This is a genomic window from Seohaeicola sp. 4SK31, assembly GCF_028802875.1.
GTDB lineage: Bacteria > Pseudomonadota > Alphaproteobacteria > Rhodobacterales > Rhodobacteraceae > Seohaeicola.
Window position 1 is genome coordinate 46,561 of the sequence record NZ_JARAMP010000007.1, and the last position, 17,926, is coordinate 64,486.

The following is a 17,926-nucleotide window of genomic DNA, read 5'->3' on the forward strand; positions in this document are numbered from 1 at the left end:
GGTCCGGGAAACCGGGCCGTCTTTTTTGAGAAATGACGTGATGATGCGGCGGCAAGGATCGTCGCGTTTGTCGTGCCGCAAGACTGGACTGACGCCCATGATCCATTATCCCGCCCTGATTGTTCGGGATCGTCAGGACCGTTTGACCATCTCCTTTCCAGACCTTCCAAATTGCACCGCCGTGGCGGATGTCTGGGGTGACGTGCCACGGGCCGCGGTCGAAGCTTTGTCACTGTGGTTCGAGGGCAAGCCCGACATCGAACCCACGGCGATTGACGTGCTGCGGGAGCGGTCCGATCTCAGGCAGGAACTGGCCATGGGCGCGGTGCTGCTGTTGATTCCGCTGCGATCAGTAGATTGACGGGGTGGAAACGCTTATGTTTTGGCCATTTTCACCCTGATCACGGTCATGCTTGGGGCGGAATTGCGGGTGGTTTCAAACAGGATTGACGTCGCCCGGAACCACAAGGCTTGCCCCAGAGTTTATCAGCTGAATGAGACAGGAGCCGGCACAGTGATCTCCCCCGACTTGCCCCTGCGACGCGTCGCACTTTATGCGCGCACCGCGACGGATATCAGAACCCCGAACTCGGTGGAAACCCAGCTCGCCACCTGCCGCGCTTATGCGCAAAGGCAAGGCTGGGCCATCGAGATGGAACTTTCGGACAAGTTTCTTGCCGGACAGAGCGACGACCGGCCCGGATTTCAGGACCTGTGCCGCGCCGTGGAAAGCGGAGTGGTCGATATCGTCCTGTTCGTTTCGCTCGATCGCCTCAGCCGCGATCTGGGTCTTGTCCGTCTGCTCCAGCGAACCGCCACCCGCATGAATGTCGAGCTGCATCAGGTGGATTACGGCAAGGCGCAACTGCTTGACCTTGCGCTGTTGTCGGCAGGCGATTTCAAGAAACTGGCCCTGCGGCGCGCCGCGCGGATGGAAGAAGGCGCCAGGAACACAGCGACCTCTCCTTCCCGGTGACGTAGGGCCTTGACCCACGTTTGTGGCTGCAGGCCGCGCGAAGCGACTGAGTGACTGATCCTGATCAGTCTCAAACATCCTGGATCAGGCTAACATGCGCATTGTTCTGCTACATGGCGCGCGCATGCCTGCCGCACGGAACTTGCTTCATGCCTGCCCGATTTTAACGCTGACAGATTTCCGCGCTCTGAAAGACCTGCACGGCGGGCAGGAATAGTGTCCGCTTCCATCATCCCAAACCAAGGAATCCATCCATGTCTTTAGTCAATCTGGTCGTCACGCTTGTTGTTGTCGGCGTGCTTCTCTGGGTGGTGAACACCTACATTCCGATGGACCGCAAGATCAAATCCATCCTGAACGTGGTGGTCGTCATCTTCGTCATCCTGTGGATCCTCAGCGGAACCGGGCTTCTGAGTGGTCTCAACGGTGTCCGGGTCGGCGGCTGAGGCACCGGGCCACATCCCGGCGCGCTCGGACCTGACAGGGCCGATCACCTTGGCCACCTTGAGCGATAGCCGGGCCTTTCTTGACGGGATGGGCCAGCAGAGCAGACTGGACCTGTCCGGCGTCACGATTCTGGATACGGCCGGGGCTTGGCTGCTTGTCAGCTATCAGGCCGCTGGTGCGGCAGCAGGGCAGGGGGTGACCCTGGTCGGCGCAAGCCCGGCGCAGAGCCTTTTGCTGGACACTGTCAGCGCGGCCATGCCCGCGCCGCGCAAACCTGCCCGGCGTCGCCCGCATCACCGTGCGGGTGACGGGCTCGCCCGGATCGGGGCGCAGATCAGCGTTTTTGCGACCAGTATCGGCGAAAGTGTTGGCTTTCTGGGGTTGGTCATGGCCCGGATGGGCTGGATGATCCTGCATCCGTCGCGCCTGCGGGTGACGGCGTTGGTGCATCACATGCAGCACGCCGGAGTGAACGCGGTGCCCATCGTGGCCCTGATGGGGTTTCTGATCGGGATCGTGCTGGCCTTTCAGGGGGCAACACAACTCAAGCAGTTCGGAGCCGAGGTCTTTGTCGTGGACCTGATCGCCATCTCGATCCTGCGTGAACTGGGCATCCTTCTGACCGCGATCATCGTCGCGGGGCGGTCGGCCTCGGCCTTCACGGCGGCGATCGGGTCGATGAAGATGCGCGAAGAGATCGACGCGATGCGCGTGCTGGGTCTGGACCCGATCGAGCGGTTGGTGATCCCGCGCATTCTGGCGCTGGTGATCCTGCTGCCCATGCTGGGCTTCATCGCAAATATGTCCGGCCTTCTGGGCGGCGGGCTGATGGCGTGGACCCAGCTTGGCATCTCGCCGGGGATGTTCCGCACACAGCTTCTGAATAATACCGATGTCTCTCATGCGCTTGTGGGCCTGTCCAAGGCCCCGGTCTTTGCGGTGATCATTGGTGTGGTGGGCTGCCATCAGGGGATGCTGGTCAAAGGCGATACCGAGTCCTTGGGCCGTCAAACCTCGCGTGCGGTCGTCATCGCGATTTTCATGGTGATCGTGGTGGATGCGCTGTTTTCGATCTTCTTCTCGCTCTGGGGGGTGTGATGGCATCCGAGGCGATCATCACGGTGCGCGGGCTGACCACGGGTTTCGGCAAGACCGTGGTGCATGAAAACCTTGATCTGGACGTGATGCGCGGCGAGGTGCTGGGCGTGGTCGGAGCCTCGGGCAGCGGCAAATCGGTTCTGCTACGCATGATCGTGGGCCTGCTGACGCCCCGCGCGGGCCAGATCACCGTGCTGGGCACGGATGTTCTGGCAGCCGGATCGGGTGGGATTGCGGCCGTGGGCAACCGATGGGGTGTGATGTTTCAGGGTGGCGCGCTGTTCTCGTCCCTGACGGTGCGCGAGAATATCGAAGCGCCCATGCGCGAGCGGCTGGAGATTGACCCCGCCACCCGCAGCGCGCTGGCCGATCTGCGTATCGCCATGGTGGGTCTGCCACCGACGGCGGGTGATCTCTATCCTTCGGATCTGTCGGGAGGCATGCGCAAGCGCGCCGGGCTAGCCCGCGCCCTGTCGCTGGACCCCGAGATCCTGTTTCTGGACGAGCCGACCGCCGGACTTGACCCTATCGGCGCGTCCGAATTCGACGCGCTGATCGTGGCGCTGCAAAAGGCGCTGGGATTGACGGTGTTTCTGGTGACCCATGATCTGGACACGTTGCACGCCACCTGTGACCGCATCGCGGTGCTGGCTGACAGACGGGTTCTGGTGACAGGGACCATGGCCGAGATGCTGAAGGTCGATCACCCTTGGGTTCACGCCTATTTTCACGGCCCCCGCGCCCATGCCGCACAAACCGCGCAAACCGATCAAGGAGCCGCCTGATGGAAACCCGCGCCCGCTATATACTGGTCGGGATCTTCACGCTCCTGTCACTGGCCGCAGCGCTTGGCTTCATCCTGTGGCTCGCCAAGGTGCAGATCGACCGGACCTATGCACAATATGACATCGTTTTCGACACCGTGGCAGGTCTGGGTCAGGCCAGTGCGGTGCAATATAATGGCGTCGATGTGGGCAAGGTGCAGAACATCGCGCTGGACCGTTTTGACCCCTCGCTGGTGCGCGTGCGGATTGAGATCTACGCCAGCACCCCGATCCGGCAGGATACCGTGGCCACGCTGGCCTCGCAGGGGGTGACGGGCGTCTCCTTCGTGGCGCTGGCCGGGGGGCGGGCGGAATCCGAACGGCTGGCGGTGATCCCCCCGGCGGAAGTGCCGGTGATTGCCTCCAAACCCTCGGTCGTGCAGGGGCTGATCATCGACGCGCCCAACCTTCTGGCCGAAGCGATCCTGCTGATGCGCGACATCCGGGCCTTCACCACATCCGAGAATGGCGCGGCGATCACGGCGATCCTCGAAAATGTCGAACGCGCGACAGCCCGGATCGACAGCATGGCAAACCGCACCGAGGCGGTGATGGCCTCGGCCGAGGCGACACTGGATCTGGCCGATTCCGCGCTCACCGAAGCGCAGACCGCCTTTGCCAGCGCCAATATGGTGATCGGGGCAGAATTGCCCGCCCTTGTCGATCGCCTGAAGGCGGCACTTGACGAGATTGGCCGCAGCGCCACGGGGATCGAGACCTTTACCCGGACCGGATTGCCGCAATTCCGCGCCTTGGTGCAAGAGACCCGGTCCGTCGTCGCGAATATCGGTGCCACCGCCTCCCGGATCGGAAGTGATCCGGGACGTTTCCTTCTGGGCAACCAGACCCCTGCATACAGGAATTGAGCCTATGCCCCACTTTCATCCTGCCCTGATCCTTTCACTGGCGCTGACCGGCTGTGGTGCCATCAGCGCTGTCTCAGATGCGACAACCCGCATGGACGCCTATACCCTGTCGCCCGTCGCGACCGTCGCGGCACCAGCCAAGGGAACGCGTCATCTGGTGGTCGAACTGCCCACAACGTCAGGTGCTCTGATGTCGGACCGCATCCTGATCAAGCCGATCCCCTATCAGGCGCAATATCTTCCCGATGGCCGATGGACCGAACCGATGCCTGCCTTGGTGCAGACTTTGCTCGTGACCTCCTTGCAGAATATGGGTGGCTTTCGTCTGGTAGGCCGTACCGGGGCAGGGCTGATGCCGGATGCGACGCTGATGAGTGAAGTGCAGGCCTTTCACGCCGAACCGTCGCTGGCCGCAGAGGGTGCCATGACGGTACGGATCAGCGTGATCATGACCCTGATCGGCGAAACAGACCGCCGCATCATCGCCACGCGCCGCTTCACGGCGCAAACTCCCGTCCCGTCCAATGAGACCCGCGCCATCATCGCAGGCTTCGACAGCGCCCTGCGCGATATTCTGCAAGAGGCGGTCCTCTGGACAATCAACACCGCCGGGTGACCGCCCCATTCTTTCGTCGCGGAAACAGGTCAGAACCGTGATCCGCTGCTGGCAGCGGAACGAGCGAACGTGATCGAGACCAGCCATGCAGAACCGCATCAGCCATCACACCACCCGCGAAGCCGCCACCTCGCAATCCGTGAACACCTTATCGCCTGCGGTGCCGATTTTGCCAAAGACCGTGGTATGAGCCTTGGAAAGGCTGCTTCCCCACCCCGAACCATACGCCAGCAACCCACCGAAGAGGCGGATTCTGCGTAGCTAACTGGAATGATTTAAGATTTTGGCTCCGGCGGTAGGGATCGAACCTACGACCAATTGATTAACAGTCAACTGCTCTACCGCTGAGCTACGCCGGAACACGTGGGCCGTATAGCAACAGGGTTTTGCCGCGTCCAGTGGCATTTGGCATATTTTTTCAAAACCTGTGGCGGGGGGCTCAACTGTGGTGGAAACGGGCGTTCCAGGACAGGTGGGGCTCTGGGGTCACGCGATTTTTCTGCGTCAGATCAATCAGATGCGCAAAGACATTCCGGGCCGCGGCGGGTAGCAGCGGGGCGGGTGTTTCGGTGTAGATTCGGGCGGCAAGGGTCTCGGCTGTGGCGGGGCCTTGGGCGAGGGCCTCGAGGATCGCGGCCTCGCGGGCGCGGCGGTGGGTGATCAGCCAGTCCAGCCGGGCGGCAGGTGCGGTCACGGGGGCACCGTGACCCGGCAGGTAGAGCCGGTCGCCGCGGGTTTGCAGGCGCGCGCAGGAGGTCATGAAATCCGTCAGGTCCCCGTCCGGCGGCGAGACCAGCGAACTGGCCCAGCCCATCACCAGATCACCACTGAAAAGGATGTCACCCAGCCCGAAACACAGATGATTGCCGAAATGGCCCGGCGTCCAGATGGCGTCGATCCGCCAGCCCTCCCCGGTGACATGCCCCCGGTCGGGCAAGGCGATATCGGGCACAAAGCCCGCATCCACGCCTTCGCCACCCCCCGCAAGGCCCTGCGCCGCCAGATCCTGCATGATCGCGCTGCGCCCGGCCCGCGCGTCCCCGAAGGCCATGACCGGCGCGCCTGTTGCCTGCGACAAGGCCCGGGCAAGAGGGGAATGGTCCACATGGGCATGGGTGACCAGAATATGACGGATCCGCTGGCCCGGCTGGACCGCCGCCAGAATCGCCTCGAGATGCCGGGCGTTGTCCGGGCCGGGGTCGATCACCGCCAGATCGGTCTGCCCGACCAGATAGGTATTGGTGCCGTGCAGGGTCATGGGCGAGGGGTTGGGGGCAAGGATCCGGCGCACGAGGGGCGCCACCTCTTCGACCAGACCGGGCCGGGGCGCATTTTCCCTATCGGTTTGCATTCCGCTTCCTTTGCCTTGGGGCTGCGGCTAGGTTTAGCCCATGTTCTTCGCCTGGCTCAAACGCTTTTCCCCGCGCGGTCTGTATGGCCGGGCTGCGCTTATCCTGATCCTGCCGGTGGTCACCTTGCAACTGGTGGTGTCGGTCGTCTTCATCCAGCGGCATTTCGAAGGGGTGACGCGGCAGATGACCCAGACGGCCGCGCGGGAAGTGGAACTGTTGCTGCAGGATATCGCGGTCGCCTCCACCCCCGAGACGGCGCTTGAGGCTGTTGCGGATGTCGCCACGCTTTTGCAGATCGTCTTGCGATTCCCGTTGGATGATGCGGCCCCGGAATCACAGCGGCGGTGGTATGACCTGTCAGGCCTGCAGGTGATCGACACGTTCGACCGGCTTCTGCCAAGACTGCTGGCGGTGCGTCTGCCGGATGATCGCAACGTGCTTTTGTATCTGGACACACCGCCGGGTGTGCTGGAGGTGACGCTGGACCGCCGTCGTGTGTCACCCTCCAATCCGCACCAGCTTTTCGTGAACATGGTCTTTTTTGGCGGGCTGATGACGCTGATCGCCTTCATCTATCTGCGCAATCAGCTGCGCCCCATCACCCGGCTGGCCCAGGCGGCCGAGGCGTTCGGCAAGGGCCGCACCGTGACCTATCGGCCCTCTGGCGCGGTCGAAGTGCGCGCGGCGGGCAATGCCTTTCTGGACATGCGCAACCGGATCGAACGGCAGATCGAGCAACGCACCCTGATGCTGTCGGGGGTCAGTCATGACCTGCGCACGCCGCTGACACGGCTCAAGCTGGGGCTGTCGATGCTGGATGACGCGGATGCCGCCGATCTGAAACGTGATGTGGATGAGATGCAGTCCATGCTGGATGAATTCCTGAACTTCGCGCGCGGCATATCCGAGGCCGAGCCGGAACCCGTCGATCCCGCCGAACTGCTGCGCGATCTGGTCGAGGATTTTGCCCGCGCGGGCAAAGCCGTGTCGCTCGTGGCTGTCGAGGGTCGGGGCACGATCCTGCTGCGGCGTCTTGCGATGCGCCGCGCGGTCGAGAACCTGATCACCAATGCCGTGCGCTATGGCAGTCGCGCCGAGGTCTCGATGATGCTGACCGAGAAATCCCTGCGCATCCGGGTCGAGGATGATGGCCCCGGCATCCCCCCTGCACAGCGCAGCGAGGCGGTGAAGCCCTTCACCCGGCTGGACGCCGCGCGCAACCAGAACAAGGGCTCGGGTGTCGGTTTGGGACTGGCCATCGCCACCGATATCGCGCGCGCCCATGGCGGCGTGCTCCGACTGGGCCAGAGCGAGCGTCTGGGCGGATTGCAGGCCGATATCGTGATAGCCCGCTGATCCACCGGCCTCTTGTCCGCGCGCCCGGATCGGCTATATCTCGGATCAAGCGAGGACGACCTCCCCCCGGCGCGGGTGATTTTTTCCGGGACGACCCGGTCTGAACGGGAGAGCGCCATGCGCCGCACAGCCGACCGTATCCGTCACGCCCTCAGTTTCGAGCTGATCGCCCTTGCCATGATCACGCCCTTGGGTGCGATGGTCTTTGATACCCCGATGAAAGAGATGGGCGTCGTCACCGTGGTCAGCGCCACGATCGCGACCCTGTGGAACTACCTCTACAACCTGATGTTCGACCACGCGATGCAGCGCCTGCGGGGCAGCGTGATCAAGACGCCGGCCATCCGCGTGCTGCACGCCGTTCTGTTCGAGGCGGGTCTGCTGCTGGTCCTCATCCCCTTCATCGCGCTCTATCTGGGGGTCAGCCTCTGGACTGCCTTCGTGATGGATGTGGCCTTCGCGGGATTCTACCTGGTCTACGCCTTCGCCTTCAACTGGGCCTATGACGTGATTTTTCCGATACCTGGGACCGACTCTGTCACCAAACACAGCCAGGCGCAGGCAGGGTCGGAAAGATGGTAGGCCCGGAGGGACTCGAACCCCCAACCAAAGCGTTATGAGCGCTCTGCTCTAACCATTGAGCTACAGGCCCGACCTTGGGCCTTGCTAGCAGACAGGTAGGGCGCGTCAAGGGTTTCGCCTGTCACACCGGGTGCCGCGGGCTTTCAGATTGCCAAGTGACGGGCTTTGGATTAACCCGCTGCGCAAGCGATGAAAGGATTTTCCATGTCGGATGCAGAGCAGGCCAAGGGCGCGAAGAACGGGATCACCTATGCCGATGCGGGCGTCGATATCGATGCGGGCAATGCGCTGGTCGAGCGGATCAAGCCGGCGGCCAAGCGCACCGCACGCTCAGGCTCCATGTCCGGTCTGGGGGGCTTTGGCGCGCTGTTCGACCTGAAGGGCGCGGGGTATGTGGATCCGATCCTTGTCGCGGCCACCGATGGCGTGGGCACCAAGCTGCGGATCGCCATCGACACCGGTCATGTGGACAGCATCGGGATCGACCTTGTTGCCATGTGCGTGAATGATCTGGTCTGCCAAGGCGCAGAGCCGCTGTTCTTTCTGGACTATTTCGCCACCGGCAAGCTGGAGCTGGACAGTGCCACCCGCATCATCGAGGGCATCGCCGAGGGATGCGCCCGTTCGGGCTGTGCGCTGATCGGCGGCGAGACGGCGGAAATGCCGGGCATGTATCATGGCGGCGATTTCGATCTGGCGGGGTTCGCCGTGGGCGCGATGGAGCGGGGCCACGACCTGCCCGCAGGCGTGCAGGCAGGCGATGTGCTGCTGGGTCTGGCCAGCGACGGCGTGCACTCGAATGGCTACAGCCTCGTGCGCAAACTGGTCGAGGTCTCGGGGTTGGGCTGGGCCGATCCGTGCCCCTTCGGCGCGGGCACGCTGGGCGAGGTGCTGCTGACGCCGACGCGACTTTATGTGACACAAGTTTTGGCCGCGATCCGCGCGGGCGGGGTCCATGCGCTGGCCCATATCACCGGCGGCGGCCTGACCGAGAACCTGCCGCGCGTGCTGCCCGACAATCTGGGTGCCGAAATTGATCTTGATGCGTGGGAGCTTCCCGGCGTGTTCCGCTGGATGGCCGGGGTCGGCGGCATGGGGCAAACCGAGATGCTCAAGACCTTCAATTGCGGCGTGGGCATGATCCTCGTGGTGGCGCCCGACCGCGCCGAGGCGCTGGCCGACCTGCTGGTTGAGGCGGGCGAAACGGTTCATATGCTGGGCCATGTCACGGCAGGTGGTCCGGGGGTCACTTATACGGGTGCGCTTGTGTGAGCAGGCGGGTTGCCATCCTGATCTCGGGCGGCGGGTCGAACATGATCCGGCTGGTCGAAAGCATGACCGGCGATCATCCGGCGCGCTGCGTGCTGGTGGCCTCCAACGATCCGAACGCCGCCGGTCTGACCCGCGCGGCCGATATGGGGATCCCGACGGTGGCGGTGGATCACCGTGCCTACAAGGGGGATCGCCCGGCCTTCGAAGCCGCCTTGCAGGCGGAACTTGACAGGGCGTCGCCTGACATCTTGTGTCTGGCGGGGTTCATGCGGGTTCTGACGGCGGATTTCGTCGAACAATGGGCCGGACGGATGTTGAACATTCACCCCTCTTTGCTGCCAAAATACAAAGGGTTGCACACCCATGCCCGCGCATTGGAGGCGGGCGATGCCGAGGCGGGCTGCACCGTCCATCTGGTCACACCCGCGCTGGATGATGGCCCCATTCTGGGGCAGGCCCGCGTGCCTGTTCTGCCCGGCGACACCGAGTCCGATCTGGCCGCGCGCGTCCTTGTGCAGGAGCATCGTCTCTATCCGATGGTGCTGGAACGCTTTGCGCGGGGCGATCTGACGCCTGTGATGCTGTAGCGGCTCAACGCGGGATCATCTTCAGCGCCAAGGCGCCCAGCACGGCCAGACAAAGCATGGCCAGAAGCGCGGCGCTCGCGCTCCATGTATCGATCAGCAGGGCGATCCCGAACGGGGCTATGGCGGCCATGACCATGCGGACGGCGGCCAGCTTGCCCAGACGCGCGGCAAAGCCCTGCGCGCCGAACAGGACCAGCGGCACCGTGCCGCGCACGATCGAGGTGAGACCTTGTGCCAGACCGAAGAGCACGGCGAAGATCATCGCGCCGGCCAGTGTCGGCCCCGTGGCCCACAGAACCGCCAGCGCTACGATCAGCAGCAGGGTCGAGATCATCGTTGTGGTCAAGGGATGCAGGCGCAGGCCGAACAGCATGTCCAGAACGCGCACGCCGACCTGTGCGGGACCCATCAGGGTGCCAGCCGTGACAGCGGCGGCGGCGGGAAGGCCGAAGGCTGTGAGCGTCGTGACCCAAGAGGCAGACAGGGCCGAAAAGACCAGCCCCGCCACGGCAAAGGCGATGGCGACCCAGATCATGGCACGGCCATGCTGCGCTGCGGGAAGGGGGGCGAATTGCGGGGGCGGAGTGGCAGGGGCGCCTGCCACGGGCTCAAGATCCGGGGCACGGGTCAGGGTCAGGTGCAGCGGCAGGCAGACCAGCAGGTTCAGCGCGGCAAAGATCAGATAGGCCGTGCGCCAGTCGGCATGCGTCAGGATGGTCTGTGTCAGCGGCCAGAAGATCGTGGAGGCGAAGCCGCCCAGCAGGGTCATATGGGTGATGGCGCGGCGGGCGCGCGCCGGACCAAGCGCCTGCGCCAGGGCTGCGAAGGCGGCGTCATAGAGAACCAGCGTCGCCGTCACCTCGACCGCGATGAGGGCGAGGCCGAGGCTGACGAGGCTTTGGGCCTGCGAGAGAGCGATCAGCGAGAGCGCCGCCACAACCGAGCCTGCGGACATCACCATCCGCGCGCCATGCTGATCGACAAGGCGTCCCGCCGTGGGGGCGGCCAGCGCGCCCACAAGCAGCGCCAGTGAGAAGGCGGCGAAGGCTGTGCCGGGACTGATCCCCAGATCGGCCGACAGGGCGGGGACCACGCTGCCGAAGGCGTAGAAGATCGTGCCGAAGCCGATGATCTGCGTGATGCCGACTCCGATCACGAGGCGCAGGTGGAGCCAGCGGTCGGGGTTATGGGCGATGAAGGGCAGGGGCATTCGGGGGCAGTCTTGGTAGTGATTGGCTGGCCGTATCGGGGCGCGCAAGGCGGGGGAATGTCAAGGACAGAAAAGCCGCCCGCAAAGGTCATTGGTCGGCTGTCCCATGATGGGACAATTTACGGGTCACGCCTTATCAGAGGGTTACGTGGCCGTGTTCAGGACTTCTTAACGAATGTCACCGGCTTCTTCACGCTCTGCGGGCCTATCCGCCAGCAGACTTTCCTTTGGCGCAACAATGGCGTAAGACCCATTGACTTGCGCCGCGTCCCTCGTGGTGCCGCCGAGACAGGGCCATTGATGAGAACGATCACCACGACCGAAGAGCTTGCCGCCTTCTGCACCGAGGCGCGCCGCCACCCCTATGTCACGCTCGATACCGAATTCCTGCGCGAACGGACCTATTATTCCAAACTCTGCCTGATCCAGATGGCGATGCCGGGGACGGATGACAGCACCGCCGCACTGGTCGATCCGCTGGTGGATGGGCTGTCGCTGGAGCCGCTCTATGAGCTGTTCCGCGACACCAATGTGGTGAAGGTGTTTCACGCAGCGCGGCAGGACCTTGAGATCTTTTTCGTCAATGCGCGAGTCTTTCCGACGCCACTGTTCGACACGCAGGTCGCGGCGATGGTCTGCGGCTTTGGCGAACAGGCAGGTTACGAGACACTGGTCAAGAAGATCGCCAAGGCCAGCGTGGACAAATCATCCCGCTTTACCGATTGGTCGCGCCGGCCGTTGAGCGAGGCGCAGAAGATCTATGCGCTGGCGGATGTGACCCATCTGCGCAAGGTCTATGAATATCTGGCCAAAGAGCTGAAAAAGACGGACCGCGCGAAGTGGGTCGAGGAGGAGTTGGAAATCCTGACCAACCCCGAGACCTATATCGCGCGCCCGGAAGAGGCGTGGGAGCGGGTCAAGACGCGCATCACATCCGGCAAGTTTCTGGCCATCGTGCGCGAACTGGCGCGGTTCCGCGAGGAATATGCCCAATCCAACGATATCCCGCGCAGCCGCGTCTACAAGGATGATGCGCTGGTGGAACTGGCCTCGACCAAGCCGGTGACGATGAACGATCTGGGCCGGTCGCGCTTGCTGCTGCGCGAGGCGCGCAAGGGTGAGATTGCGGACGGGATTCTGGCGGCGATCAAGGCCGGGATGGAGTGCCCGCCCGAGGATTACCCGCGCCCTGACCTGAGCCGCGAGAAGATGCAGGTCAACCCGGCGCTGGCCGATCTGCTGCGGGTGCTGCTGAAAGCCAAGACAGAAGATTCGGGCGTGGCCTCCAAGCTGATCGCGTCGAGCGCCGATCTGGATGCGATTGCCGCAGGCGAGCGGGATGTGCCCGCGCTGCGTGGCTGGCGGGCCGAGGTGTTCGGCACCGATGCGCTGCGCCTGTGCGAGGGCAAGATCGCCCTGTCCGCCAAGGGCAGCGATGTCAGGATCGTCGAGCTGTAAAACGTTTTCGTTTATCGCCAAAACACCTAACGCAGCCTGAAATCATAGATTTCAACGCGTTAGGTGATATTCCTGCTTTTAGAGCAAAATCGGAACGCGGAAGATCAGCGCCGTGCCACGGTGGCGGCGTTGCGCGCGGCCACCACGCGGATGCTGCGCACGCCGGCCAGATCACTGTCGCTGACGCGGACCGCCGCCACATGGCTGCGGGCGCGTTCGGGCATGGGCACCGTGCCTGCGGGTGCGGTATAGGCGCGCAATTCATAGGTCAGAACGCCTTCGACAGGCAGGCCGTCATTCACAGGCTCGAGCGTCACGTTGAAAGCGCCCACCGTGTCGGAGACGGATGTCGCGCGGATCAGGGCGCCGCCCGCGATACGCTCGACCGTCAGGTTCGACACCTGGGCCACGAGGGGACCTGCGGGCAGTTCGACGTCGCGTCCCCGAAACAGGCCGATTCCACCGCCGCCCGCCGGGATCAGGGGATTGACCTCGGCAGTCTGGACGGGTTCGACCTGCGCGCGGCCAAACCAGTTGAACGGGTTGAAGCGCGACTCGCGCACCGAGCCGCAGCCTGCCAGTATCAGGGTCGAGACCAAGAGGGCCGAAGTTAGGTTCCGCATCCTGTGCTGCCCCATCCGCTGTGTCGCATTCTTCATCTGCCTACCTTATCGGGTGCGGCTTGAAAAGACGCAAGGCCGCACTGGACCTTTGTGTCCGGCTTGCCTAACTGATGAAGCAGTAGCAAAGGAACGGAACATGGCCACCGAACGGTTCGAGGACATTGTCGCGGATTTCGAATTCCTTGAGGATTGGGAAGATCGCTACCGCTATGTGATCGATCAGGGCAAGGCTCTGGACCCTCTGCCCGAGGCGCTGCGTGTACCCGCCACCAAGGTGGACGGTTGCGCCAGTCAGGTCTGGCTGCATCCGGTGATCGAGAATGGTGTTTTCCGGTTCGAGGGCGACAGCGATGCGATGATCGTGCGCGGGCTGATTGCGGTGTTGCGCGCGCTCTATAACGGGCTGCCCGTGGCCGAGGTGGGGCGCGTCGATGCGCCTGCGGAACTGGCGAGGCTGGGATTGAATGACCATCTGTCGGCGCAGCGGTCGAACGGGTTGCGCGCGATGATCGAGCGTATTCGTTTGGTGGCCGCCGAAGCGGTCTAGGCTTTCGCCAGAGCCGTTTCCAGATCGCCATAGCCTGTGAAGCGCCGCTCGAACGCCAGACCAAGGCGGGCGGCGCAGTCGGCCGCGCGGGCGGTCAGGGCGGGATCGTCGGTCTGGGCCTGATAGACCAGTTTGGTGTAATGACCGAAATAGGTGTCGCGCAGTTGCGGGTGGCGGTCCAGCCCCAAAGGTTCCCAGACGAAGGCATCGAACTGTCTGACAAGGAAATCGGTCAGGTAGAAGGCGGTGAATTCCTCCTGGGCCGTTGCGGCGAAGCGGGCATTGCCTTCGAAAAAGCTGTAGCAATGAGGGCCGTCCACCATCTGCACGCCCAAGCGGTCGCAGGTCGCGCGGAGTTGCCCGCCGGTGCCGCAATCGGCATAGACCACGAAGATATGCGGATGGGTGGGGCGGTGTTTCTGCACGGCCTGTTCGACGGCGGCGGGGATGCGGTCGGGATGGTTGTGCAGGATCGCGGGCAGGCAGGTCAGGTCCATATGGTCCCAGCCGTTTCGGGCGGTCAGGTCGAGGATCTCGCGCGCGAGAGCGCCGCAGGCGATGAGCAGCACACGGCCCTTGGGGGCTGCGGCCAGATCAAGGCCTTCATGGGTCAGGTGGTCGTCATCGGGCAGGTCCATGGGCGGTCCCTTCATGGGAAAAGACCCGCGCTGGTGGGCGCGGGCCTTTGTCTTTGGTCAGCGCAAGGGTGATCAGGCGCGCATCGCGGCCTGATTGTGCTTGCGCGCGACATAGGTTTTCGCGGTTTCCACCGCAACGGCGGCATCGCGGCAATAGGCGTCGGCCCCGATGGCGCGGCCGAATTCCTCGTTCAAGGGCGCGCCGCCCACCAGCACGATATAGTCGTCACGCATGCCTTTTTCGATCAGCGTGTCGATCACGACCTTCATATAGGGCATGGTGGTGGTCAGCAGGGCGGACATGCCGAGGATGTCGGGCTTTTCCGCCTCGAGCGCGTCGAGGTAGCTGTCCACGGCGTTGTTGATGCCGAGGTCGATGACTTCGAAGCCCGCGCCTTCCATCATCATGCCGACAAGGTTCTTGCCGATATCGTGGATATCGCCCTTGACGGTGCCGATGACCATCTTGCCCTGTTTGGGCGCGCCGGTTTCGACCAGAAGCGGTTTCAGGATGGCCATGCCGCCCTTCATGGCGTTGGCGGCCAGCAGCACTTCGGGCACGAAGAGGATGCCGTCGCGGAAGTCCTTGCCCACGATGGTCATGCCCGCGACCAGCGCCTCGGTCAGGATGTCATAGGGCTGCCATCCACGGGCGAGAAGGATGTTCACGCTCTCCTCGATCTCTTCCTTGAGACCGTCGTACAGGTCGTCGAACATCTGCTGGACCAGTTCCTCGTCGTCGAGGTCCGCGAGGATGATGTCGTCTTGATCGTCTGACATGTCAGTTCCCTTGGCTTGCGGCGCGCGCGCCTGCATCGTTCTGTCGTTCGCCCCATCTGGGGCTTTTGTCCACAGGCCAGTCGTCGGATTGCGACATGGGCGCAAGCGCTTCCGACAAGTGCCTCAGAATTGAGCGGTCCGTTGCGGCAAAGATGCGCTCTGGACGCGATTTCGGGCCTTATTCCCCGCGACGGGCGCCGCGGCGGCTGCGGCGCGGGGCGGCTGTGTCGTCGCCCGTGCCGTCGCCCGCCGATGAGAAGCCGCCCAGCAGTTCCGTGATCTGGTCCAGTGTCGGGCGCGGACCACGGGGGCGGGTTTCCAGCGCGCGTTTCATATGTTCCAGATGCACGGGCATGGTGCCGCAGCAGCCGCCGATGATCGTGGCCCCCGCATCGCGCGCGAGCACGGCATATTCGGCCATCAGTTCGGGCGTGCCATCGTAATGGATATGCCCGTCATGGTATTTCGGAATCCCGGCATTTCCCTTGGCGATGATGGGGCGTTCGGTGCCCTGAGCCGCAAACCCCAGAACGGTGCGCAACAGGTCTGAGGCGCCGGTGCCGCAATTGGCCCCAAAGCCGATGGGCGGGTTGGGCAGGCTTTCGACCATGTCGACCATGGCAGCGCTGGTCACGCCCATCATGGTGCGCCCGGCGGTGTCAAAGCTCATCGTGCCGCACCACGGCATGCCGGCAAGGGCAAACGCTTCGGCGGCGGCGCGGTATTCTTCGGGCGCGGAGATGGTTTCCAGCCAGAGCACATCGGCCCCGCCTTCCTTGAGCCCCTCGGCCTGTTCGTGAAAGATCTCGACCGCGTCGGCATGGGTCAAGGTGCCCATCGGCGCGAAAATCTCGCCCGTCGGTCCCACCGAGCCCGCCACCACGACGGTGCGGCCTGCCTTGTCGGCGATCTGGCGGCCCAGTTCGGCGCTGATGCGCGACAGTTCCCGCGCGCGCTTTTCCGCGCCGTGCAATTTCAGGCGGCTGGCATTGCCACCAAAAGAGTTGGTCAGGAAAATGTCGCTGCCCGCATCCACGGCGGATTTGTAAAGCGCGAGGATACGGTCGGGATGTTCCTCGTTCCACATTTCGGGCGCGTCGCCCGAGGTCAGACCCATGTTGAACAGGTTGGTGCCCGTGGCCCCGTCGGCCATCAGCCAGTCGCGGGTTTCAAGCAGGCGGGACAGCGCATCGGTCATGGGAATTCCTGTGCATGGCAAAATGGAGAAAGGTCCAGCGCGCCTGTCCTGTCATGTTTGGGCGTCGCGGGCAAATTCATATGTTTCATGATGATCGTGAGGCGATTGCATCACACCGGTGACAGGCGGGGCAGACAGGGCCGTGGGCCTTGCCTGTCCGGCCCTGTCAGAATGGTGTCAGATTTCGCTCATCAGCTGGGCCTTGGCCACGGCCAGAAGCTCGTCCATCTTGGCGCGGACGGTCGCGGCATCGGCCAGATCGGCCAGATCGGCGGCAACCTTGCGCACCACATCCTCGTGTCCGGCTTCCTCGAAATCGGCCTTGATGACTTCGCGGGCATATTCGGCGGCCTCCGCCTCGGATTTGCCCATCAGGCCTGCGGCCCAGAGGCCCAGAAGTTTGTTGCGCCGCGCCTCGGCCTTGAACTTCATTTCCTCGTCATGGGCGAACTTCGCCTCGAACGCATGTTCACGGTCATCGAAGGTTGTCATTTGTCGCATCCTTGGGTGGCGGTTTGTCCTTGATCCGATATGCACACCTGTGACCCATGGCGCAAGGGGCAGGGCGCATCTTGCGACAAACCCGCCCATGGACTAAAGGGGGGCAACTGGACGGGACTCATGCCTGTCCTCAGCACCGGAGTGACCATGGCACGGCGCAAGAAAATCTACGAAGGCAAGGCGAAGACTTTGTACGAGGGGCCGGAACCGGGCACCATCATCCAGTATTTCAAGGATGATGCCACGGCCTTCAACGCCGAGAAGCGCGATGTGATCGAAGGCAAGGGCGTGCTGAACAACATGCTGTCCGAGTTCTTCATGACCGGCCTTGCCTCGGTGGGGGTGCCCACGCATTTCATCCGCCGGATCAACATGCGCGAGCAGCTGGTGCGCGCCTGCGAGATCATCCCGCTGGAAGTGGTGGTGCGCAATTATGCGGCCGGGTCCATGTCCAAGCGTCTGGGGATCGAGGAGGGGCTGCAACTGCCGCGCCCGATCATCGAATACTACTACAAGGACGACAAGCTGGGCGATCCGCTGGTGACCGAGGAGCATATCGCCGCCTTCGGCTGGGCCAATCAGCAGGACATGGATGATATCCTGAGCCTTGCGCTGCGGGTCAATGACTTCATGTCGGGTGTCATGTTCAGCGTCGGCATCAAGCTGATCGACTTCAAGATCGAGATCGGCCGCGTCTATGACGGCGATTTCCAGCGGCTTGTGGTGGCGGATGAGATCAGCCCCGACAGCTGTCGCCTGTGGGATATCGAGACCGGGCGCAAGCTGGACAAGGACGTGTTCCGCCGCGATCTGGGCAGCCTGACAGATGCCTATTCCGAGGTCGCCCGACGTCTGGGCGTGATGCCCAAGACTGCGACACCCATGACCAAACCGACCCTGATCAACTGATCTGGCGGCACGCGGCCTCTGGCGGCGGAATGGATATTTGAAGCAAGAAGAAACAGGGCGCGCGCGCCATTGGCAGACCGGAGAGC

The 17,926-nt window shown here is 63.5% G+C and carries 21 protein-coding genes and 2 tRNA genes; 14 read left to right on the forward strand and 9 right to left on the reverse strand.

Annotated features, from left to right (window positions below; genetic code table 11):
* Window positions 1–97 precede the first annotated feature (97 nt).
* From PVW27_RS07530 to PVW27_RS07560, 7 genes are all read left to right on the forward strand, one after another.
* Window positions 98–361, forward strand: coding sequence for a type II toxin-antitoxin system HicB family antitoxin (locus PVW27_RS07530; protein WP_274556520.1), 264 nt, complete (start codon window positions 98–100; stop codon window positions 359–361).
* Between the two features lie 153 nt (window positions 362–514).
* Complete coding sequence (locus PVW27_RS07535) at window positions 515–976, forward strand: recombinase family protein (protein ID WP_274556521.1); 462 nt, start codon at window positions 515–517, stop codon at window positions 974–976.
* A gap of 254 nt (window positions 977–1,230) precedes the next feature.
* Complete coding sequence (locus tag PVW27_RS07540; RefSeq protein ID WP_274556522.1) at window positions 1,231–1,422, forward strand: Thivi_2564 family membrane protein; 192 nt, start codon at window positions 1,231–1,233, stop codon at window positions 1,420–1,422.
* Window positions 1,403–2,521 (forward strand): MlaE family ABC transporter permease, encoded by a 1,119-nt coding sequence (locus PVW27_RS07545; RefSeq protein ID WP_274556523.1) that lies wholly within the window; start codon window positions 1,403–1,405, stop codon window positions 2,519–2,521. Before PVW27_RS07540 ends, PVW27_RS07545 begins: the two co-directional genes overlap by 20 nt.
* The gene (locus PVW27_RS07550; RefSeq protein WP_274556524.1) at window positions 2,521–3,306 is read left to right on the forward strand and encodes an ABC transporter ATP-binding protein; all 786 of its coding nucleotides are present in this window, start codon (window positions 2,521–2,523) and stop codon (window positions 3,304–3,306) included. Before PVW27_RS07545 ends, PVW27_RS07550 begins: the two co-directional genes overlap by 1 nt.
* The gene (locus PVW27_RS07555) at window positions 3,306–4,211 is read left to right on the forward strand and encodes an MlaD family protein (RefSeq protein WP_274556525.1); all 906 of its coding nucleotides are present in this window, start codon (window positions 3,306–3,308) and stop codon (window positions 4,209–4,211) included. The genes PVW27_RS07550 and PVW27_RS07555 overlap by 1 nt, the downstream gene beginning before the upstream one ends.
* 4 nt (window positions 4,212–4,215) lie before the next feature.
* Window positions 4,216–4,827, forward strand: a complete 612-nt coding sequence (locus tag PVW27_RS07560; protein WP_274556527.1) for an ABC-type transport auxiliary lipoprotein family protein — start codon at window positions 4,216–4,218, stop codon at window positions 4,825–4,827.
* Window positions 4,828–5,111: 284 nt separating this feature from the next.
* Here the strand turns inward: PVW27_RS07560 and PVW27_RS07565 are convergent.
* A tRNA-Asn gene (locus PVW27_RS07565) sits at window positions 5,112–5,186 on the reverse strand.
* An 80-nt stretch (window positions 5,187–5,266) separates the two neighbouring features.
* Window positions 5,267–6,178, reverse strand: coding sequence for an MBL fold metallo-hydrolase (locus PVW27_RS07570; protein WP_274556529.1), 912 nt, complete (start codon window positions 6,176–6,178; stop codon window positions 5,267–5,269).
* A 40-nt stretch (window positions 6,179–6,218) separates the two neighbouring features.
* Between PVW27_RS07570 and PVW27_RS07575 the strand changes: the two genes are divergently transcribed.
* Entirely contained in the window at window positions 6,219–7,535 is a 1,317-nt protein-coding gene (locus tag PVW27_RS07575; protein WP_274556531.1) for an ATP-binding protein, read from the forward strand.
* A 117-nt stretch (window positions 7,536–7,652) separates the two neighbouring features.
* The gene (locus PVW27_RS07580) at window positions 7,653–8,117 is read left to right on the forward strand and encodes a PACE efflux transporter (RefSeq protein ID WP_274556542.1); all 465 of its coding nucleotides are present in this window, start codon (window positions 7,653–7,655) and stop codon (window positions 8,115–8,117) included.
* Here the strand turns inward: PVW27_RS07580 and PVW27_RS07585 are convergent.
* Window positions 8,112–8,187: transfer RNA gene (locus PVW27_RS07585), tRNA-Ile, on the reverse strand. The two genes, PVW27_RS07580 and PVW27_RS07585, sit on opposite strands and share 6 nt — an antisense overlap.
* A gap of 134 nt (window positions 8,188–8,321) precedes the next feature.
* Between PVW27_RS07585 and purM the strand changes: the two genes are divergently transcribed.
* Together purM and purN are read left to right on the forward strand one after the other, a co-directional pair.
* Complete coding sequence (purM, locus tag PVW27_RS07590) at window positions 8,322–9,389, forward strand: phosphoribosylformylglycinamidine cyclo-ligase (protein ID WP_274556544.1); 1,068 nt, start codon at window positions 8,322–8,324, stop codon at window positions 9,387–9,389.
* On the forward strand, window positions 9,386–9,976 hold the full coding sequence (gene purN, locus PVW27_RS07595; RefSeq protein ID WP_274556546.1) for a phosphoribosylglycinamide formyltransferase: 591 nt from the start codon (window positions 9,386–9,388) through the stop codon (window positions 9,974–9,976). The genes purM and purN overlap by 4 nt, the downstream gene beginning before the upstream one ends.
* A 4-nt stretch (window positions 9,977–9,980) precedes the next feature.
* On the opposite strand, the gene PVW27_RS07600 is transcribed toward purN, so the two are convergent.
* Window positions 9,981–11,186, reverse strand: coding sequence for an MFS transporter (locus tag PVW27_RS07600; RefSeq protein ID WP_274556548.1), 1,206 nt, complete (start codon window positions 11,184–11,186; stop codon window positions 9,981–9,983).
* Window positions 11,187–11,486: 300 nt separating this feature from the next.
* On the opposite strand from PVW27_RS07600, the gene rnd reads away from it, so the two are divergent.
* The gene (gene rnd, locus PVW27_RS07605; protein WP_274556550.1) at window positions 11,487–12,644 is read left to right on the forward strand and encodes a ribonuclease D; all 1,158 of its coding nucleotides are present in this window, start codon (window positions 11,487–11,489) and stop codon (window positions 12,642–12,644) included.
* A 104-nt stretch (window positions 12,645–12,748) separates the two neighbouring features.
* On the opposite strand, the gene PVW27_RS07610 is transcribed toward rnd, so the two are convergent.
* Window positions 12,749–13,303, reverse strand: coding sequence for a hypothetical protein (locus PVW27_RS07610; RefSeq protein WP_274556551.1), 555 nt, complete (start codon window positions 13,301–13,303; stop codon window positions 12,749–12,751).
* Between the two features lie 100 nt (window positions 13,304–13,403).
* On the opposite strand from PVW27_RS07610, the gene PVW27_RS07615 reads away from it, so the two are divergent.
* The gene (locus PVW27_RS07615) at window positions 13,404–13,814 is read left to right on the forward strand and encodes a SufE family protein (RefSeq protein WP_274556553.1); all 411 of its coding nucleotides are present in this window, start codon (window positions 13,404–13,406) and stop codon (window positions 13,812–13,814) included.
* Here the strand turns inward: PVW27_RS07615 and PVW27_RS07620 are convergent.
* The 4 genes from PVW27_RS07620 to PVW27_RS07635 all read right to left on the reverse strand — a co-directional run bounded on the left by PVW27_RS07620 (window position 13,811) and on the right by PVW27_RS07635 (window position 16,922).
* On the reverse strand, window positions 13,811–14,452 hold the full coding sequence (locus PVW27_RS07620) for a DUF1638 domain-containing protein (protein ID WP_274556555.1): 642 nt from the start codon (window positions 14,450–14,452) through the stop codon (window positions 13,811–13,813). The two genes, PVW27_RS07615 and PVW27_RS07620, sit on opposite strands and share 4 nt — an antisense overlap.
* Before the next feature lie 72 nt (window positions 14,453–14,524).
* Window positions 14,525–15,232: a corrinoid protein gene (locus PVW27_RS07625; RefSeq protein ID WP_274556556.1), complete on the reverse strand. Its 708-nt coding sequence runs from the start codon at window positions 15,230–15,232 to the stop codon at window positions 14,525–14,527.
* Window positions 15,233–15,410: 178 nt separating this feature from the next.
* Window positions 15,411–16,430, reverse strand: coding sequence for a betaine--homocysteine S-methyltransferase (gene bmt / locus PVW27_RS07630; protein WP_274556558.1), 1,020 nt, complete (start codon window positions 16,428–16,430; stop codon window positions 15,411–15,413).
* Between the two features lie 177 nt (window positions 16,431–16,607).
* Window positions 16,608–16,922 carry a DUF1476 domain-containing protein gene (locus PVW27_RS07635; RefSeq protein WP_274556560.1) on the reverse strand — a complete coding sequence of 105 codons (315 nt, stop codon included), beginning with the start codon at window positions 16,920–16,922 and terminating at the stop codon, window positions 16,608–16,610.
* A gap of 156 nt (window positions 16,923–17,078) precedes the next feature.
* On the opposite strand from PVW27_RS07635, the gene purC reads away from it, so the two are divergent.
* A complete protein-coding gene (gene purC, locus PVW27_RS07640) occupies window positions 17,079–17,840 on the forward strand; it encodes a phosphoribosylaminoimidazolesuccinocarboxamide synthase (RefSeq protein ID WP_274556727.1) in 762 nt (253 codons plus the stop codon).
* Window positions 17,841–17,926 lie beyond the last annotated feature (86 nt).

Coding starts and splice junctions, on each gene's coding strand:
- PVW27_RS07635 (WP_274556560.1), bottom strand. CDS start 16,922: ATGACAACCTTCGATGACCGTGAACATGCGTTCGAGGCGAAGTTCGCC.
- PVW27_RS07555 (WP_274556525.1), top strand. CDS start 3,306: ATGGAAACCCGCGCCCGCTATATACTGGTCGGGATCTTCACGCTCCTG.
- purM (WP_274556544.1), top strand. CDS start 8,322: ATGTCGGATGCAGAGCAGGCCAAGGGCGCGAAGAACGGGATCACCTAT.
- PVW27_RS07600 (WP_274556548.1), bottom strand. CDS start 11,186: ATGCCCCTGCCCTTCATCGCCCATAACCCCGACCGCTGGCTCCACCTG.
- PVW27_RS07560 (WP_274556527.1), top strand. CDS start 4,216: ATGCCCCACTTTCATCCTGCCCTGATCCTTTCACTGGCGCTGACCGGC.
- PVW27_RS07610 (WP_274556551.1), bottom strand. CDS start 13,303: ATGAAGAATGCGACACAGCGGATGGGGCAGCACAGGATGCGGAACCTA.
- purC (WP_274556727.1), top strand. CDS start 17,079: ATGGCACGGCGCAAGAAAATCTACGAAGGCAAGGCGAAGACTTTGTAC.
- rnd (WP_274556550.1), top strand. CDS start 11,487: ATGAGAACGATCACCACGACCGAAGAGCTTGCCGCCTTCTGCACCGAG.
- PVW27_RS07580 (WP_274556542.1), top strand. CDS start 7,653: ATGCGCCGCACAGCCGACCGTATCCGTCACGCCCTCAGTTTCGAGCTG.
- bmt (WP_274556558.1), bottom strand. CDS start 16,430: ATGACCGATGCGCTGTCCCGCCTGCTTGAAACCCGCGACTGGCTGATG.
- PVW27_RS07615 (WP_274556553.1), top strand. CDS start 13,404: ATGGCCACCGAACGGTTCGAGGACATTGTCGCGGATTTCGAATTCCTT.
- PVW27_RS07570 (WP_274556529.1), bottom strand. CDS start 6,178: ATGCAAACCGATAGGGAAAATGCGCCCCGGCCCGGTCTGGTCGAAGAG.
- PVW27_RS07550 (WP_274556524.1), top strand. CDS start 2,521: ATGGCATCCGAGGCGATCATCACGGTGCGCGGGCTGACCACGGGTTTC.
- PVW27_RS07575 (WP_274556531.1), top strand. CDS start 6,219: ATGTTCTTCGCCTGGCTCAAACGCTTTTCCCCGCGCGGTCTGTATGGC.
- PVW27_RS07540 (WP_274556522.1), top strand. CDS start 1,231: ATGTCTTTAGTCAATCTGGTCGTCACGCTTGTTGTTGTCGGCGTGCTT.
- PVW27_RS07625 (WP_274556556.1), bottom strand. CDS start 15,232: ATGTCAGACGATCAAGACGACATCATCCTCGCGGACCTCGACGACGAG.
- PVW27_RS07530 (WP_274556520.1), top strand. CDS start 98: ATGATCCATTATCCCGCCCTGATTGTTCGGGATCGTCAGGACCGTTTG.
- PVW27_RS07620 (WP_274556555.1), bottom strand. CDS start 14,452: ATGGACCTGCCCGATGACGACCACCTGACCCATGAAGGCCTTGATCTG.